The sequence below is a fragment of the Bradyrhizobium sp. CIR48 genome (assembly GCF_014198315.1).
GTDB lineage: Bacteria > Pseudomonadota > Alphaproteobacteria > Rhizobiales > Xanthobacteraceae > Bradyrhizobium.
The window spans coordinates 168,900-185,547 of the sequence record NZ_JACIHG010000009.1; the positions used below are offsets into that span (position 1 = coordinate 168,900).

The following is a 16,648-nucleotide window of genomic DNA, read 5'->3' on the forward strand; positions in this document are numbered from 1 at the left end:
TGATCCGGCTGCCTGGCCGCCAGAATACCGGCGTCTTGGCTAACAGCTGGTAAATCGGGCCCCGAATCAAGCCTTTGGCGGCCTTTGGGGCGGCGGGACGTTGGCGAGATACCAGTCGCGCAAAGAGCTCAGCGCGGGATGCGCCAGCGAGCGCTGGAGATAGGTCCAGATCCGCGGCTGGTGACGCAAATAATGCGGCTTGCCATCGCGGCGGTTGAGGCGGGCGAAGGTGCCGAGCAGCCGCGTGTTCCGCTGTGCCGACATGATCGCGTAGAGCTCGGCGAAACCGGCCGGATCAAAGCCGGCATCGCCAGCGCGCCGCGCCTTGATGTAGCGCGACAGCAGCGTCAGCTCGAGGCTTTCGGGCACGTCGATGCGGGCGTCCTGGAGCAGCGACACCACGTCGTAGGATTGCGGACCGAGTACGGTGTCCTGGAAATCGATCACGCCGACGCGCGCGATGCCGGTGCGATCGCCAAGCCAGATCAGATTGGGCGAGTGATAGTCGCGGATGATCCACGTCTTCGTTGCGGCCAGCGGCTTCTTCAGCAGCTCACGCCACATCGCGAAAAATTCGGCGCGCTTCTCTTCGCTTAGCGGCGCGTTGCGATCGGGCAGGTACCATTCCGGCATCAAGCCGATCTCGATCAGCAGCGCCTCGGTATCGAAGAGGGGAATGGCGTAGCTCTGATCCGCCAGCGGCAATGTTTCCGGCAGCGTCTTGCCGTGCAGCACGGCCAGCACGTCGGTCGCAGCTTCGTAACGTTCGGCGATCGGGCGTGGCGGGTCGCCCTCGATCACGCCTTCGCTACCGAAATCCTCGGAGATCAGGAAGCCGTGGTCGAGATCGTAATGCTGGATCGCGGGTGCCGAGACGCCGACTACGCGCAAGCCTTCGTCCATGGCAACGAAAGGCCTGATGTTCTCCGCCAGATGCACCGCGGCGCTGTAGGACTTCCCGTTGTACATCGCGGCGCCATCTGGCCGCTGCGGAGAGTTCATGAGGATGACGCTCTCGCCGTCGCGCAGCAGCCGCGCATAGGAGCGCGTCGAGGCATCGCCCGCCATGCGCTTGCGCGTCGCATCCAAGTAGCCCGCTGCGTCCAGGAATTCACGCAATGCCTGCAGCCGCGCGACCGTGGCCGCGCTCTTGCCGTGACCGGTGATGTCGGCGGCGCGCGCGTTCGAGCCCAATGCGGGGCGATGCGTCAGCGCGATGTCGATGCGATCCTGTGGCATCGCCGACGGCGCGCGCTCCGGCCATTCGATCAGGACGAGTGTGGCATCGGGCAGCGGCGACAGCCCGATCTCCTCGAGCTCGCTCTCGTCCTCGACGCGGTAGAGATCGGCGTGCATCACCGGGAACGGCGGCAGCTCATAGCCCTGCACCAGGGTGAAGGTCGGGCTCGGCACCTCCAGCTCCTCGTCGCCGGCGAGGTAGCGGATCAGCGCGCGGGCGGCAGCTGTCTTGCCGGCGCCGAGATCGCCGGTCAGCGTAATGACATCGCCAGGGCCGACCAGCAGCGCGAGGTCGGCCATCAATTGTGCGGTGGCCGTCTCGTTGTGAAGCGCGACGGAGAATGTGGTGGGCGCGCTCATTCGGCGGCGTCGCGATGCGCCGCCTGGTCGGTCGGGAAGTCGCAGATTACGACCGTGCCCCGGCCGACGATCGAATCCACCCGCACCTTGCCGCCATGCAGCTCGACGAAGGAGCGCACCAGCGACAGGCCGAGCCCGGCGCCGCGGTGACGCGAGCCCTGCGAGCGGCTTTCGAACCAGTTGAACACCTTGTCCTTCATGTCGGCAGGTATTCCAGGCCCGGAATCTGTCACAGTGAAGACCACGCTGCGTTCGGTGCGGCGCGCGCTGATGCCGACCGTGGAATCCTGTGGAGAAAACCCGACGGCGTTGGCGAGGAGGTTATAGAGCACCTGCACCACGCGTTTCTCGTCGCCGACGAAGCTTCCGACATCGGGCGCGATCTCGACCTTGAGGCGGATGCGGTCGGTGGCGAGCCGGTCCTGGATGCCTTCGGCCGCGAGCTCGATGGTCTTGCTGACGTCGACCGGGCCGAGTTCCAGTTTCATGGCGCCGGCGTCGATGGTGGCGAGATCGAGGATGTTGTTGGTCAGCGCCAGCAGCGCGTTGGTCGATTTGGTGACGTAGTCGAGATATTCGGCCTGCTTCGGCGTCAGCGGCCCGGTCGAGGGATCGCTGAGGAAATGCGCGAAGCCGATGATGGTGGTGAGCGGCGAGCGCAGCTCGTAGGAAACGTGGTGGACGAAATCCACCTTCATCTGGTCGGCAGCCTCCAGCGCCTCGTTGCGCTCGCGCAGTGCGCGCTCGACGTTCTCGGTGTCGGTGATGTCCTGGAACGTCAGCATGGTCGCGCCGTCATGCAGCGGGCGGATCATGCCGTCGAGCACGCTACCGTCCTTGCGCTCCAGCTTCAGCGGCACGTCGGCGCGGCTCTCGATCGAGGTGACGGCCTCGCGGATCTGACGCCAGACCGTGGGGTCGTCGAACAGCTGATGGCACCAGCCTTCCACCGTCTGGATGTGCGGCTCGTCGCGCATGGCATCGCTCGACAGCTTCCACATCCGGACGAAGGCCGGGTTGAACAGTTGCGCCTTGCCGTTGCTGCCGAACACCGCGACGCCCTCGGCGAGACTGTCCAGCGTCTCGCGCTGGACCCGGATCATGCCGTCGAAGCGGCGGGCGAGCTCGAGGCTCTCGGTGACATCGTCGAGCAGATAGGTGACGCCGCCTTCCGGGTTCGGCGTGGTCACGACCGAGAGCGCGCGGCCGTCGGGCAGGTACCAGGTGTCCTTGGTGGTCTCGACCGCGCGATAGGCCTCGTGCAGCTTGGACTTCCAGGCACGGAAGTCCGGCTGCTCCGGCAGCTTGCGCGCGGCGCGGAGCTGGTCGAGCACGCTGGAATCATCGGGATTGGCGTCGAGGAAGGTGCGGTCGAGGTCCCACAGCCGGCGGTAGGAATCGTTGTAGAAGGCGAGCCGACGCTGGCCGTCGAACACGGCAACGCCGGAGGAGAGCTGGTCGAGCGTGCGGCGATGCGCCTCCGCCATCCGCACCAGCGCCGAGCTGAGCGCATCCGCCTCGCTGGCATCGATGGCGACGCCGACGCTGCCGCTGCCGACATTGACCGCGCGCACGTCGTAGATGCGGCGCTCGCCGCTGATCACGATCGGCAGCCGCGCGTTGAAATTGGCGGTGTCCTTCAGTCCCCGTTCCATCGCGGTGCGATCGGCGCTGTCGAGCAGCTCGAGCTTGCGCTCCTGCGCGTCGGTGACGTTGTTCGCCTCGGTGGCGCGGACATAGGCCGGGTTGGCGTAGGTCAGCGCGCCGTTCTCGCCCTTGGCCCAGATCGGCCAGGGGGCGTTGGCGGCAAAGCCGCGCAGCATCTCGGTCTCGTCGGAGAGCGCGTTGTAGCGCAGATTGGTCTCGGCCAGATCGCGGCGGAGCCCCGAGAGCTCGCGAATCCGGACAATGGCCTGGCCGCCGATGGCGCGGCCGATGGCCTCGAGCGTGTGGCCATGCGAGGTGGTCAATGTCAGCTGGAACCCGTCGCCGCGGTCACGCAGCGCATCGACGGCATGATCCATCTGGAGCGCGGGTTCCGGCGGCAGCCAGGTTCCGAATGCGAGCACGCGTTGCGGCGAGGAGTCGCGCGGCAACACCATGGAGATGTCGCCCGAGATCTGCGCGCGATTGTCGCCGGCCGGCCAGGAGATCAGGATCTGCGGCTCGGCGAACAGCAGCGCGCCGAAACGGTCGGCCTGGAGCTGGAGTTCCCCGATTCGGGCACGCAGCCGCGCCTCGTTCTTCGCCGTGCGCACGCGCGTGCGCATCAAGAGAATCGCAGCCACCACCGAGAAGCCGAGCAAGGCCAGCGCGGTGGCGAGCACCGCGAGTTCCTGCCGGTTGAAATCCAGCATGATGGAGAGGGTGTCGATGAGGTCGGCCGCCTCGGCCGGCGCAGCCGGCAGCAGCGCTGCAAGAGCGCCTCCCAACAAGCCGTTGCGCACGAGCGATGTGCACGACAGCAGCGTCCGACGCATCGACACGATCACGCCTGACATAGTTGCCCCAAGATCGCACAGATTTGCGCGCGGCGACCCCCGTCGCGCGCGAATCAAACGACAATACCCTCACCGCGACTCCGGCGGTAAGAGTCCAGATCGTGAACGCAAAGGCGGCCCCAAAAAAATGCCGGGCTCAATGTTCCACCTCACGTAATTCTTCGGATGATTCGGCTGGAACTGCCGTGCGTTAGCGCCTGAGATGAGACACCACGGGCGCTCCGACGGAGGTGCGTTCCCCCCCCCCTTGTGGGGGAGGGTTAGGGAAAGGGGTAGCCCAGGAAGAAGTGCCAATTGTTGACGATGCAAAGAGAAACGGTGCGCGATTGAAAGAGTCCCCGTGTGGACCCCCTCCCTGCCCCTCCCCCACAAGGGGGGAGGGAACGGAGAGAGCGCCCGATTGATCGGACTCTGTTCGAGTTCAACCCACCACGACTAGCGGCCGGTCGAGCCGAAGCCGCCGGCGCCGCGATCGGTGGCCGACAATGTGGCCACCGGAACCAGCGCGGCCTGCACCACGGGGGCGATCACCATCTGGGCGATGCGCTCGCCGCGCTTGATCACGAACGGCGCGGCGCCATGGTTGATCAGGATCACCTTGATCTCGCCGCGATAGTCCGCGTCGATCGTGCCCGGCGAGTTCAGCACGGTGACGCCGTGCTTGGCGGCAAGCCCCGAGCGCGGTCGCACCTGCGCCTCGTGCCCGGCCGGCAATGCGATCGCAAGGCCCGTCGGCACCAGCGCGTATTGGCCGGGGGCGAGCGTCATCGGCTCGCTGTCCGGCACCGCCGCCATCAGATCGAGGCCGGCAGCCTCGGTGGTTTGATAGGCCGGCATTGGCAGGCCTTCCGCATGGGCCAGGCGTTGCAGTTCGACAGTGACCTTCGTGCTCAAGATGCCGGCTCCAGGGATTTGTCGGTCACGCTTCGTGCGACATGCGCGACCAGTTCGATGGCGACCTGTTCCTTGGTCATCACCGGCCAGGAATCAACTGCAATCTCGCCGTCCTTCTCACCATTCTTGCGGCTAATCAGATGCACGGTGTTGCGGTCGCCGCCCATCACACCGGTGGCGGGCGAGACGTCGTTGGCGACGATCCAGTCGCAGCCCTTGCGGGCCAGTTTTGACTTGGCGTTGTCGATCAGGTGCTCGGTCTCGGCGGCAAAGCCGATCACCAGCGGCGGGCGCTTGTCGGTCAGCTTCGAGATCGTGGCGAGGATATCGGGGTTCTCGATCAGCTGAAGCGGCGGCATGCCGGCCGAAGTCTTCTTCAGCTTCTGCTCGCCCTCGTTGGCAACGCGCCAGTCGGCGACCGCGGCGGCAAAGATCGCGATGTCGGCGGGAAGCGAGGCCTGCACCTGCTCCAGCATCTGCCGCGCCGATTCGACGTGCTTGACGGTGACGCCCTGGGGATCGCTGAGGTCGACCGGACCGCTGACCAAAATCACCTCGGCGCCGGCGGCCTGCGCGGCCGCGGCAATGGCAAAGCCCTGCTTGCCCGAGGAGCGATTGGCGATGTAGCGCACCGGATCGATCGGCTCGTGGGTAGGACCTGCGGTGATCAGTACGCGCTTGCCGGCAAGTGGCTTTGGCGCCGGCGGCCGCAGCAGGCGCTCGGCAGCCGCGGCGATCTCGATCGCTTCCGACATGCGGCCGACACCGGCTTCGCCCGCCTCCGCCATCTCGCCGGAATTGGGTCCGATCAGCACCGCGCCGTCGCGCTGCAGCTGCGTGAGGTTGCGGCGCGTGGCCGCATTGTTCCACATCAGCGGGTTCATTGCCGGTGCCAGCAGCACCTTGCGGTTGGTCGCGAGCAGGATGGCGCTGGCGAGATCGTCGGCGTGGCCGTTGGCCATCTTGGCCATCAGGTCGGCGGTCGCGGGCGCCACCACGATCAGGTCGCAGTCGCGCGCGAGCCTGATATGGCCGGCGTCGAACTCGCTCTGCGGGTCGAACAGGTCGGTATAGACGCGCTCATGGGAGAGGGCGCTGACCGCCAGCGGCGTGACGAATTGCTGGGCCGCCTTGGTCAGGACGCAGCGGACCTCGACGCGGCGCTCCTTCAGCCTTCGGATCAGGTCGAGCGATTTGTAGGCCGCGATGCCACCGCCGATGATCAGGGTGACGCTGGCCTCGGGAACGGCGCCGGTGCGCTGGAGTGCGGGGGCGGCGGATGCCGCGGGCGGTACCGCAAACGGCGTCAGCGGCTCCTCGCGGCCCTCGATCAGCTCGCGCAGGATGACCCGGACCTCTTCCTCGACCGACCTGCGGTTCTTGGCCGAGCGCAGCCGCAAATAGGTTTTGACGGCGTCGTCGAGCTTGCGGATGGTCAGGCTTGCCATGACGCCCCTCCAGCACGGAATGATAGCGATGCTATCACTTGTGTGATTTCAATGCAATCAAGCTTTTGGCAATCACAGATTCCGGACGGCGATCAGGATCCCGATGAAGGTCGCGGCGATGATCCAGAGCGCGACGGTGCGCCAGCGATTCTTGCGGCCCTCGGTGCGGCCCATCGCGGCGATGCTCTCGGGCGACAGCCTGATGCCCTCCCGCGTCATGGTCTCGAGCTGCTCGAGCACCTTCACGGACCGCTCGGCGATCTCCGGCATGCGCATCAGCACGCGCGCGATGTCTCCGGTCCCGGCGAGCGCGCCTTGCACCCGGCCGATCGGACCGAGATTGCGCTCGATCCATTCGCGTACCACGGGGTCGGCGACCTTCCAGATGTCGAGCCTGGGATCGAAGCCGCGCGCCACGCCTTCGACCACGACCATGGTCTTCTGGAGCAGGATCAGCTCGGGGCGCGTGGTCATGTCGAACAGGCCGGTGACCTCGAGCAGCAGCGTCAAGAGCCGCGCCATCGAGATCTCTTCCGCCGTGCGGTTGTGGATCGGCTCGCCGATGGCGCGAATCGCTTGTGCGAAGTTCTCGACCGAGTGATGTGCGGGCACGTAGCCCGCCTCGAAATGCACCTCGGCGACGCGGCGATAATCGCGGGTGATGAAGCCGAGCAGGATTTCGGCGAGGAAGCGCCGCTCCTTCATGCCGAGCCGGCCCATGATGCCGAAATCGACCGCGACGAGCCGCCCCGCGTCATCCAGGAACAGGTTGCCCGGATGCATGTCGGCGTGGAAGAAGCCGTCGCGCAGCGCGTGCCGCAGGAAGCTCTGGATCACCTTGCGGCCGAGATCGGGCAGGTCGACCTGCGATTCTGCCAGACGCTTGTGATCGTTCAGCGCGATGCCGTCGATCCACTCCATCGTCAGCACGTTGTGCGTGGTGCGGTCCCAGTCCACGGCCGGCACGCGGAAATCAGGATCGCCCTGCGTGTTCTCCGCCATCTCCGACAGCGCCGCAGCTTCCAGCCGCAGATCCATCTCCATCGCGACCGAGCGCGACATGGTGTTGATGACCTCGATGAGGCGCAGGCGCCGCGCTTCGGCCGAATAAGCCTCGGCCTTGTGCGCGACGAAGAAGAAATCGGAGAGGTCGCGGCGGAAGCGCGTAGCGACGTTGGGCCGGAGCACCTTGACCGCGACCGACTTGCGGATGCCGTCTTGCAAGACCTCGCCGCGATGCACCTGCGCGATCGAGGCGGCTGCCACGGGAGGGCCGAAGCTCACAAACACGTCCTTCAGCGGCCGCTCCAGCGAGGTCGCGATCGCGGCTTCGGCTTCGTCCTGCGGAAACGGCGGCAGGCGGTCCTGGAGACTTTCGAGGTCGCGCGCCATGATGACGCCGACGACGTCGGGGCGTGTGGCCAGGAATTGTCCGAGCTTGAGATAGGCGGGGCCCATCCGCGTCAGCGCGCGCGATATCCGCGGGCCATGCTTGACGCCACGTCGTTCGACGAGGCGCGCCAGCTTCAGAGCGAGCTGTCCCGGCGGCGGCACCAGGCTCGGATCGACCGAGCCGAACACGCCCTCGCGCGCAAACACGAACGCGGCGCGGATCAGGCGCGCAATGTGGGTGAAGGCAGAGATCACAAACGCCAGCCCGAATGCAGTGCGACGATGCCGCCGGACAGGGTCTGCCAGCTGACGCGGGCGAAGCCGGCGTCGCGGATCATGTCGGCGAAGGCGTTGGGTTTCGGAAACTTGCGGATGGACTCGACGAGATATTGGTAGGACTCGGCGTCGCCCGTGATCATCCGGCCGAGCGGCGGGATCACCTTGAACGAGAACAGGTCGTAGATCCGGTCGAGCCCGGGCATCTCGACGGTGGAGAATTCCAGGCACAGGAAGCGGCTGCCGGGCCTCAGCACGCGATGGGCTTCGCGCAGCGCCAGATCGATCCGGGGTACGTTGCGAATGCCGAAAGCGATCGTATATGCGTCGAAGCTGCGATCGGCGAAGGCGAGTGCTTCGGCATTGCCTTCGACGAAATCGACCCGGGTGTCGAGATGGCGCTTCGCGGCGCGCTCGCGGCCCACCGCCAGCATGTCGGTGTTGATGTCGCAGACGGTGGCATGGAAGCCGGGCCCCGCGGCCTTGGCGGCACGGAACGAGATGTCGCCGGTGCCGCCGGCTACGTCGAGCAACGCGAACGACCGGTCGCTCCTCGGCGGGTCGAGCGCGGTAATCATGATGTCCTTCCAGACCCGGTGCAGGCCACCGGACATCAAATCGTTCATCAAATCATAGCGCGACGCCACGCTGTGAAACACATCGTTCACCAGCGTCTGCTTGTCCCCCAGGGGGACGTCCCTGAAGCCAAAATGCGTGGTTTCGCCCGGCCGATCCATTACTCTACTCCACTGGGCGAACCATAGCGCGCCCGCCGCAATGGCGCTATCACACCGCCCTCATAAGGTGAATGCCTGACCATGCCTGAATTGCCCGAAGTCGAGACCGTCCGCCGCGGCCTTCAGCCTGTGATGGAGGGTGCGAAAATCCTGGTGGCGGAAGCCCGCCGGCCGGACCTGCGCTTTCCGTTCCAGCCGGATTTCGTGGCCCGGCTCCAGGGGCAGGTCGTCACGGGGCTCGGCCGCCGTGCAAAATATCTCATGGCCGATCTCGCCTCCGGCGATGTGCTCTTGATGCATCTGGGCATGTCGGGCTCGTTCCGCGTCATCAAGCCGGACAACGAGGCAGCTCCCGGCGAGTTTCACTATCCGAGGGGTAAGGACTCCACGCACGACCATGTGCTGTTTCGGATGTCTTCCGGAGCCGACGTCGTCTTCAACGACCCGCGCCGCTTCGGTTACATGAAAGTGATCGCGCGTAACGCACTCGACGAGGAGCCGCTGCTGCGCGACCTCGGCCCCGAGCCGCTCGGCAACGAATTCGACGCCGCGATGCTGGCGCGGTCCTGCGAAGGCAAGACCACCAGCCTGAAGGCCGCGCTGCTCGACCAGCGCGTGGTGGCGGGGCTCGGCAACATCTATGTCTGCGAAGCCCTGCATCGCTCGCATCTGTCGCCGCGCCGGATCGCGGCGACGCTCGCGACCAAGGGCCGCAAGGGCGTTGGCGGCGGCGAGCCGACCGATCATGCGAAGCGATTGGTGAGTGCGATCCACACGGTGCTGAACGACGCCATCAAGGCCGGCGGCTCGTCCTTGCGCGATCATCGCCAGACCTCGGGCGAGCTCGGCTATTTCCAGCATTCGTTCAAGGTCTACGACCGCGAAGGCGAGAAATGCACGACGCCGGGCTGCGGTGGCACCGTCAAGCGGTTCACGCAGAACGGACGCTCCACCTTCTGGTGTCAGAAGTGTCAGAAGTGACCTAGCCCGTAGCCCGGATGGAGCGCGGCGAAATCCGGGGCGAGCGTGACCGCGGAGAGACTTCCCGGATTGCGCTGCGCTCCATCCGGGCTACGACACGAAAATAGAGCGTCGACAAAACCGCGAAGCGAAGCAATCCGGCCGGGCTGGTGGCCGGATCGCTTCGTCGCTGGGGCCCTTCCGGATGATGAAGGGCCGACTGCCGTCAGAGCGATGCCCCGCTCAGGACGCCAGTGTCGTGGTCTCGTCCGCTGAAAGATCGGCCGCGACATGCAGCATGCCGTCCGCAGGCGACATCACCTGGTTGATCAGGACATTGGTCGTGGCTTCGAGCTCGAGCCGGGTTTCGATCCAGCGCCACAGGCCGCGGATCTCGTTCGCCGACTTCCCGTTCGGCGCGAATTCGCTCACGGCAAGGCCGCTCGCGAGCGAATCCTGGTGGTCGTTACGCATCACGATCAGCGGGCGCGCGAGCACGTCCGAAAGATCGAGCGCGGCTTCCTCGGCGAGCGTGTTGGCGGCGTTGTCGATGCGCTGGCCGCGGATCGGCGTCTGGTTCAGCACGAAGCTGTAGGGCCGCTTCCAGGCGCGCGCGATGCTCAGCGTCGAGACGGTCGCCTCGATGTCGGCGACGCTTGGGCGGGCCGGGATCAGGCAGAGGTCGGAATGGCGGATCGCAGCGGTGGTCGCGGCGCTGAGGCCGGCGGCGGTGTCGACGATCGCCAGCTGCAGGCCGCTGTCAGCCAGCATCTTCAGGCGCGGCTCGATGTCGGCGGCATGATAGATCGGCTCGACGACGAGACCATCGGTGGTGCGGCGGCGCCGCCAGTTCGACAGAGTGCCCTGCGGGTCGGTCTCGATCAGGCGGACGGTGAAGCCGGCCTGCTTGGCCGCGAGCGCGAGGCCGATGGCGAGCGTGCTCTTGCCGCTGCCACCCTTTTGGGTGGCCAGTACGATCGTGTGCATTTGAAGATCAATCCTTTGGAATGCTTGGGTCAGGAATACGCCACGCGAACGTGCATCGATCTCGATGCTGAGCCTTCTCGCTCAGGACGTGCCGGCCCGATCCAAAGGGGGATCGCGGAGGTCCGAATCAACAGTAACGATGATGGCGGAATGGGGATGGCCAGCTAATCCGTACCATTACTGGACCAGTAGTCGTACGTGTGATGATGCTCGCGGCTCAGTTGAACTCGTGTCCACTACGCGCCGCACCGCGTCCGGGACACGAGAGTTGGCGTTAAACCTACTTCCGCACGCAGATCACGCGCACGACGGCGGCCTTTGCGTCCGTCGACGTACCGTTCACCGTGACCTGTTTGGCCTTCAGGAAATCGCGCACGGCGTCCGCGGACACCATCACGGCCTGCGAGGCCGGCACCGATGTCGCGGGTCCTGCCACCATGGTCGGCTTCAACAACGCAATGCCGGCGAACTTGCCGTCGCCATCGATCGCCGGACCACCGGAAAATCCCACCGCCGGCGGAGGCGACAGTGCGGACTCGCTGCTCGTGACCGGTGCGAGTGCGCCCTTGACGGTCGAGACACCCGCCGCGCCGCCCTGGCTCTGCGGATCCGCGATGCCGACGACATCCACGTTCGTCTTGGCCGCGCCGCCAGTAAGGCTGAGCGGCTTCAGGCCGCGTGCGCCGTAGATATGCAGCAGTGCGAGACCGCGCTCCTTGTCCTCGGTGAGGCGATCGGCGCTGCCATAGCCGGCGATCGTGATCGCGAGGCAGCCGTCGGTGACGAGCCGGTCGGTGACGATCGCGCCGTCATCGCTGACGACGAGGCCGGTGCCGTATTCGACGGTCTTGCGCGGCGGCGGCCCGGCTTGCGGTCCGGACGGAAACGCGTTGAACGCGCTCGACATCGCGATCACGACCGGCTCGACCGTGTTCTCGGTCGCCTGGTCGTAGAGGATCGTCATGGTGCGGACCTCGTCACCTCTAAAGGTGCCGCGGACGTAAAACTTCTTCAGGCCCTGCAATCCCGAGAGCACGAAGAAATCGGGCTTCACCACGGTGTAATCGACCTTGCGCCCGGACGGCTCCTTCTCCAGCTCCGCGAGTTTTGCCGCGGTCGGGTTCGCCTCCTTGCGGCGGCTGAGCAGCACCTGCACGGTTCCGGTCGGCGAGGTCCATTTCGAGCCGTTGGCGTCGCTCGCCTGCTGCGGCACCAGTTTCGAGGGGATGCCGAGCCGGGCGCCGCTGGTCGGCTCCGTCACGATCTTCCAGCCGACGCCGTCCTGCTTCTTTCGCGCCGTCTCGGCCAGCGCGGCGCGCTCCTGCGGATTGAGCACCCCGGTCGGCTTGCCGCCCTTGGCCTTCTGGTATTCCTTGATGGCGTTGACCATGCGCTCACTGACGTCGCCGGTGATGGCGCCGTTGTACTGGCCGACCCAGGCGAGGTCGGATTGCAGCGCCAGCCGCTCGGCTTTTGCCATCACATCCGCCGTCGCCGATGGCGTCTGCGTTGCCGGAGGCCGGATCGGCACGGTCTGGACCAGCTTCGGCTTGGTACCGGGGATCTGCGGCGTCGTCATCTGGGCGTGCGCGCCTGTGGCAGCCGCAAACATCAAGGTTGCCGCAAGCATCGATCTCATGACAAATCCAACCAGCCCATTGAACGCAAAGCCATTGAAGCACATCTCGTTGGTCGCGAACAATGTTGCGGTGGTTCAGGTCTAAGCTCGAGCCGCGTACACAGGTCCTCATCCTGAGGAGCGGCCTCAAGGCCGCGTCTCGAAGGATGGCCGCGGCGAGATCGGGGCCTGCATGGTTCGAGACGGCGCTTTGCGCTTCCTCCCCATGAGGAGTGAGAGCGACGGCTTGGTAGGAGAGGCGTACGACGATGCTGAGCCCGGACGAACTGGAACGCTATGCCCGCCATATCGTGCTGCGCGACGTCGGCGGACCGGGCCAGGCGGCGCTGAAGCGCGCCTCCGCGCTGGTGGTCGGTGCCGGCGGGCTCGGCGCGCCGGCGCTGATGTATCTGGCCGCCGCCGGCATCGGCACGCTCGGCGTGGTCGATGACGACGTGGTGTCGCTGTCCAATCTGCAGCGCCAAGTGATCCACACCACGCCCGATATTGGCCGGCACAAGGTCGAGAGCGCCGCCGAGCGGATTGCAGCGCTCAACCCGCATGTTCGCTTCGTCGGCCACGCCACCTGGCTGAATGCGGACAATGCGCTCAGCCTGATCGGCGACTACGACCTCGTGCTCGACGGCTCCGATAATTTCTCGACACGCTATCTGGTCTCGGACGCCTGCTTCTTCGCGAAGCGGCCGTTGATCACGGCCGCGCTCGGCACCTTCGACGGCTCGCTCACTACCATCCGCGCGCACGAGACCAACGAGCAGGGCGAATTCAATCCGACCTATCGCTGCCTGTTTCCGGAGGCGCCGCCGCCGGGTACCGTTCCTGCCTGCGCGGAAGCCGGCGTCATGGGTGCGTTGGCGGGCGTGCTGGGGTCGATGATGGCGATGGAAGCGATCCGCGAGATCGTCGGTTTCGGCGACGGCCTCGTTGGCCGCCTCCTGATGATCGATGCGCGCGCGATGCGCTTCGAGACGCTGCGCTATTCGCGCGATCCGGCCAATCCGCTCAACGGCGACGGGCCTGTGATCACCGACCTCAGCGCCCATCGCACGTGATGGGCTGCGTTACGCCGTGGCCGGCTTCTCGCTATCGAGATGGGCCATCTGCTCGGCGGTGTAACGCGTGCCCGAGGCGACATCCGGCGGAAACGCCTTGGCCAGCGCCGCAAGATGCGCCGGTGTCAGCGTGACCCTGGTCGCGCCAAGCGCTTCGACGAGACGGGTGCGGGTCTTGGCGCCGACCAGCGGCACGATCTCTTTTCCCTGCGCCGCCACCCAGGCGATTGCGACCTGCGCCGGCGTTGCGCCGATTTCGCCGGCGATGGCACGCAGGGACTCCACCAGCGCGAGATTGGCGTCGAGATTTGCGCCCTGGAAGCGCGGCGTCATCAGCCGGTAGTCCTTGCCGGCCGTGCCCGAATCCTTCGACCAATGGCCGCTGATCAGGCCGCGCGCCAGGACGCCATAGGCGGTGATGCCAATGCCGAGTTCGCGGCAGGTCTTGAGAATGTCGCGCTCGATGCCGCGCTCGATCAGCGAATATTCGATCTGGAGATCGACGATCGGATGCACGGCATGCGCGCGGCGGATGGTGTCGGAGCCGACCTCGGACAGGCCGATATGCCTGATGTAACCGGCCTTCACGAGATCGGCGAGGCCGCCGACGGTCTCTTCAATGGGAACGTTGGGGTCGAGCCGCGCCGGGCGGTAGATGTCGATATAGTCGGTGCCGAGCCGCTGCAGCGAATAGGCGAGGAAATTCTTGGTCGCGGCCGGGCGGCAATCCATGCCAGTGAATTCGCCGGCGGGGCCGCGTAGCGCGCCGAACTTGACGCTGATCTGCACCTTGTCGCGCGCCACATCCTTCAGCGCATCGCGGATCAGCATTTCATTGTGACCCATGGCGTAGAAATCGCCGGTGTCGAGCAGCGTGATGCCGGCGTCGAGCGCCGCGTGGACCGTGGCGATGCTCTCGCCGCGATCGGCCGGGCCATAGGCGTCCGACATGGCCATGCAGCCGAGACCAAGGGCAGAGACGCGGGGGCCGGTTGAACCGAGTTTGTGCTGTTCCATGATGGCTCTCCTCGAAAGGCGGCAGGCTGATTGCGCCGCGCGACGGGCTGGATATGCACCTGGTCCATTGCGCCGATAAGCTGGACAATGCCGAATGGCTTGTTCATTATAACGAACAATGACTGAGCCTGATCTGCGCGATCTCGACGTCTTCGTGGCGGTCGCCCGCACCCGCAATTTCCGGCGGGCGGCGGTCGAAATTCGCGTGTCGGTGTCGAGTCTTAGCCAGCGCCTACGCGACCTCGAGGAGCGCCTTGGCGTCCGCCTGATGAACCGCACCACCCGCAGTGTCGCCTTGACCGAGGCGGGCGAGCTGCTGCTGTCGCGGGTGGCACCTGCGCTACGCGACGTCGGCGATGCCCTGGCGGAGGTGCGGAGCCTGCGCGAGGTAGCTTCCGGTCGCCTGCGCATCAACGCGCCGCCCCCGGCGGTCGATCTCGTGCTGGCGCCGATGGTCGGGCCGTTTCTTAGCGTCCATCCCCAGGTCGATCTCGACGTCGTGTCCGAAAGCGGTTTCGTCGATATCGTGAGCGGGGGCTACGATGCCGGCGTGCGTTATGGTGAGCATCTCGCGCAGGACATGGTGGCGATCCCGCTGGGCGGTCCGCAGCACTATGTCGTCGTCGCCTCGCCCGATTATGTCGCGCGCCGCGGCGAGCCGAAGCATCCCAAGGATCTGCTCGAGCATGATTGCATCCGCGCCCGTTATTCGAGCGGCGTCATGCACGATTGGGAGTTCGAGAAGGCCGGCCAGATCGTGAAGGTCGATCCGCCGGCAAAGCTGATCTCCACGAACATGACCCTTGCCCTGCGAGCCGCGCTCGATGGTGTGGGCGTCTGGGCAACGATCGACGGTTATGTCGGCGATGCCGTGAAGTCCGGCGCGCTGGTCAGCCTGATGGAAGATTGGTGCGAGCCGTTTCTTGGCCCGTTCCTGTATTACCCGAGCCGGCGCCAGACGCCGCCCGCGCTGCGCGCCTTCATCGATTTCGTCGCCGACTGGCGCAAGCGCGAGACGCGCGGGAAATAAACCTCAGAGCATGCTCGGCAGCACGCGATCCGGCGGCTTGTGCGCGTCGAGGAAGGTGCGGATGTTGATGATCACCTTCTCGCCCATCTCGACGCGGCCTTCGATCGTGGCCGAGCCCATATGCGGCAGCAGCGTCACCTTGCCGGCCTTGGCAAGCCGCACCAGCTTGGGGTTGACTGCAGGCTCGTGCTCGTAGACGTCGAGCCCGGCGCCGCCGATCTCGCCGCCTTCGATCAGCTTGATCAGCGTGTCCTCGTCGGTCACCTCGCCGCGCGCGGTATTGACGATGTAGGCGTCCTTGCGGATCAGCTTCAGCCGCCGCGCCGAGAGCAGATGATAGGTCGCCGGCGTGTGCGGGCAGTTCACCGAGATGATGTCCATCCGCGCCAGCATCTGGTCGAGGCTTTCCCAATAGGTCGCGCCAAGCTCCTCGGCGATCTTCGGCGCCACGGGACGGCGGTTGTGATAGTGGATCTGCAGCCCGAAGGCGCGGGCGCGGCGCGCCACCGCTTGGCCGATGCGACCCATGCCGATGATGCCGAGCCGCTTACCGCCGATACGGTGGCCGAGCATCCAGGTCGGCGACCAGCCCGGCCAGGGTTTTCCTTCGGTCAGGATCGAGGCGCCTTCGATCATCCGCCTGGGCACGGCGAGGATCAGCGCCATGGTCATGTCGGCGGTGTCCTCGGTCAGGACCTTGGGCGTGTTGGTGACGGTGATGCCGCGGGCATGCGCGGCCTCGACGTCGATATTATCGACGCCGTTGCCGAAATTGGCGATCAGCCGCAGCTTGCAGTCGGGCTGGTTGATGATGTCGGCGCTGATATGGTCGGTGACCGTCGGAACCAGCACGTCGGCGGTGCGTGCGGCTTCCGCGATCTGGTCGGCGGACATCGGCGTGTCCTCGAGATTGATCCGCGCGTCGAACAATTCGCGCATCCGCGTCTCGATCGAATCCGGCAGCTTGCGCGTCACCACGACGAGGGGCTTTTTCTTCACCGACATGTCCTGCTCTCATGAGGCGTCGCAAGCCGCCTCTGTCGCCAAAGGCCGGTCGTTGAGGTCTCATTAACCCGGTTGTTCGACACTGCCCTTGCCGTGTCCGTCCCCGGCGTT

13 protein-coding genes are annotated in these 16,648 nt (G+C 66.0%); 3 read left to right on the plus strand and 10 right to left on the minus strand.

Annotated features, from left to right (window positions below):
- Positions 1 to 66: 66 nt before the first annotated feature.
- The 6 genes from tsaE to ubiE all read right to left on the minus strand — a co-directional run bounded on the left by tsaE (position 67) and on the right by ubiE (position 8,847).
- Positions 67 to 1,599, minus strand: a complete 1,533-nt coding sequence (gene tsaE, locus GGD66_RS26925; protein WP_183259498.1) for a tRNA (adenosine(37)-N6)-threonylcarbamoyltransferase complex ATPase subunit type 1 TsaE — start codon at positions 1,597 to 1,599, stop codon at positions 67 to 69.
- Positions 1,596 to 4,100, minus strand: a complete 2,505-nt coding sequence (locus GGD66_RS26930; protein WP_183259499.1) for a PAS domain-containing sensor histidine kinase — start codon at positions 4,098 to 4,100, stop codon at positions 1,596 to 1,598. The genes tsaE and GGD66_RS26930 overlap by 4 nt, the downstream gene beginning before the upstream one ends.
- A 435-nt stretch (positions 4,101 to 4,535) precedes the next feature.
- Positions 4,536 to 4,994: a dUTP diphosphatase gene (gene dut / locus GGD66_RS26935; RefSeq protein ID WP_104465202.1), complete on the minus strand. Its 459-nt coding sequence runs from the start codon at positions 4,992 to 4,994 to the stop codon at positions 4,536 to 4,538.
- Positions 4,991 to 6,442, minus strand: a complete 1,452-nt coding sequence (gene coaBC / locus GGD66_RS26940) for a bifunctional phosphopantothenoylcysteine decarboxylase/phosphopantothenate--cysteine ligase CoaBC (protein WP_183259500.1) — start codon at positions 6,440 to 6,442, stop codon at positions 4,991 to 4,993. The genes dut and coaBC overlap by 4 nt, the downstream gene beginning before the upstream one ends.
- 72 nt (positions 6,443 to 6,514) lie before the next feature.
- On the minus strand, positions 6,515 to 8,089 hold the full coding sequence (gene ubiB / locus GGD66_RS26945) for a 2-polyprenylphenol 6-hydroxylase (protein WP_183259501.1): 1,575 nt from the start codon (positions 8,087 to 8,089) through the stop codon (positions 6,515 to 6,517).
- Entirely contained in the window at positions 8,086 to 8,847 is a 762-nt protein-coding gene (gene ubiE / locus GGD66_RS26950; protein ID WP_092251457.1) for a bifunctional demethylmenaquinone methyltransferase/2-methoxy-6-polyprenyl-1,4-benzoquinol methylase UbiE, read from the minus strand. Before ubiE ends, ubiB begins: the two co-directional genes overlap by 4 nt.
- Before the next feature lie 81 nt (positions 8,848 to 8,928).
- On the opposite strand from ubiE, the gene mutM reads away from it, so the two are divergent.
- Positions 8,929 to 9,828 (plus strand): bifunctional DNA-formamidopyrimidine glycosylase/DNA-(apurinic or apyrimidinic site) lyase, encoded by a 900-nt coding sequence (mutM, locus tag GGD66_RS26955; RefSeq protein ID WP_092251459.1) that lies wholly within the window; start codon positions 8,929 to 8,931, stop codon positions 9,826 to 9,828.
- 222 nt (positions 9,829 to 10,050) lie between these two features.
- On the opposite strand, the gene GGD66_RS26960 is transcribed toward mutM, so the two are convergent.
- Together GGD66_RS26960 and GGD66_RS26965 are read right to left on the minus strand one after the other, a co-directional pair.
- Positions 10,051 to 10,794 (minus strand): ParA family protein, encoded by a 744-nt coding sequence (locus GGD66_RS26960; RefSeq protein WP_183259502.1) that lies wholly within the window; start codon positions 10,792 to 10,794, stop codon positions 10,051 to 10,053.
- Positions 10,795 to 11,074: 280 nt separating this feature from the next.
- Positions 11,075 to 12,433: a peptidoglycan-binding protein gene (locus tag GGD66_RS26965; RefSeq protein ID WP_183259503.1), complete on the minus strand. Its 1,359-nt coding sequence runs from the start codon at positions 12,431 to 12,433 to the stop codon at positions 11,075 to 11,077.
- A gap of 248 nt (positions 12,434 to 12,681) precedes the next feature.
- Between GGD66_RS26965 and GGD66_RS26970 the strand changes: the two genes are divergently transcribed.
- Positions 12,682 to 13,485 carry a molybdopterin-synthase adenylyltransferase MoeB gene (locus GGD66_RS26970; protein ID WP_183259504.1) on the plus strand — a complete coding sequence of 268 codons (804 nt, stop codon included), beginning with the start codon at positions 12,682 to 12,684 and terminating at the stop codon, positions 13,483 to 13,485.
- Between the two features lie 9 nt (positions 13,486 to 13,494).
- On the opposite strand, the gene GGD66_RS26975 is transcribed toward GGD66_RS26970, so the two are convergent.
- The gene (locus GGD66_RS26975) at positions 13,495 to 14,502 is read right to left on the minus strand and encodes an aldo/keto reductase (protein WP_183259505.1); all 1,008 of its coding nucleotides are present in this window, start codon (positions 14,500 to 14,502) and stop codon (positions 13,495 to 13,497) included.
- 118 nt (positions 14,503 to 14,620) lie between these two features.
- Between GGD66_RS26975 and GGD66_RS26980 the strand changes: the two genes are divergently transcribed.
- Positions 14,621 to 15,532, plus strand: coding sequence for a LysR family transcriptional regulator (locus GGD66_RS26980; protein WP_183259506.1), 912 nt, complete (start codon positions 14,621 to 14,623; stop codon positions 15,530 to 15,532).
- 3 nt (positions 15,533 to 15,535) lie between these two features.
- On the opposite strand, the gene GGD66_RS26985 is transcribed toward GGD66_RS26980, so the two are convergent.
- On the minus strand, positions 15,536 to 16,537 hold the full coding sequence (locus GGD66_RS26985) for a D-glycerate dehydrogenase (protein WP_018323404.1): 1,002 nt from the start codon (positions 16,535 to 16,537) through the stop codon (positions 15,536 to 15,538).
- Positions 16,538 to 16,648: the final 111 nt, after the last annotated feature.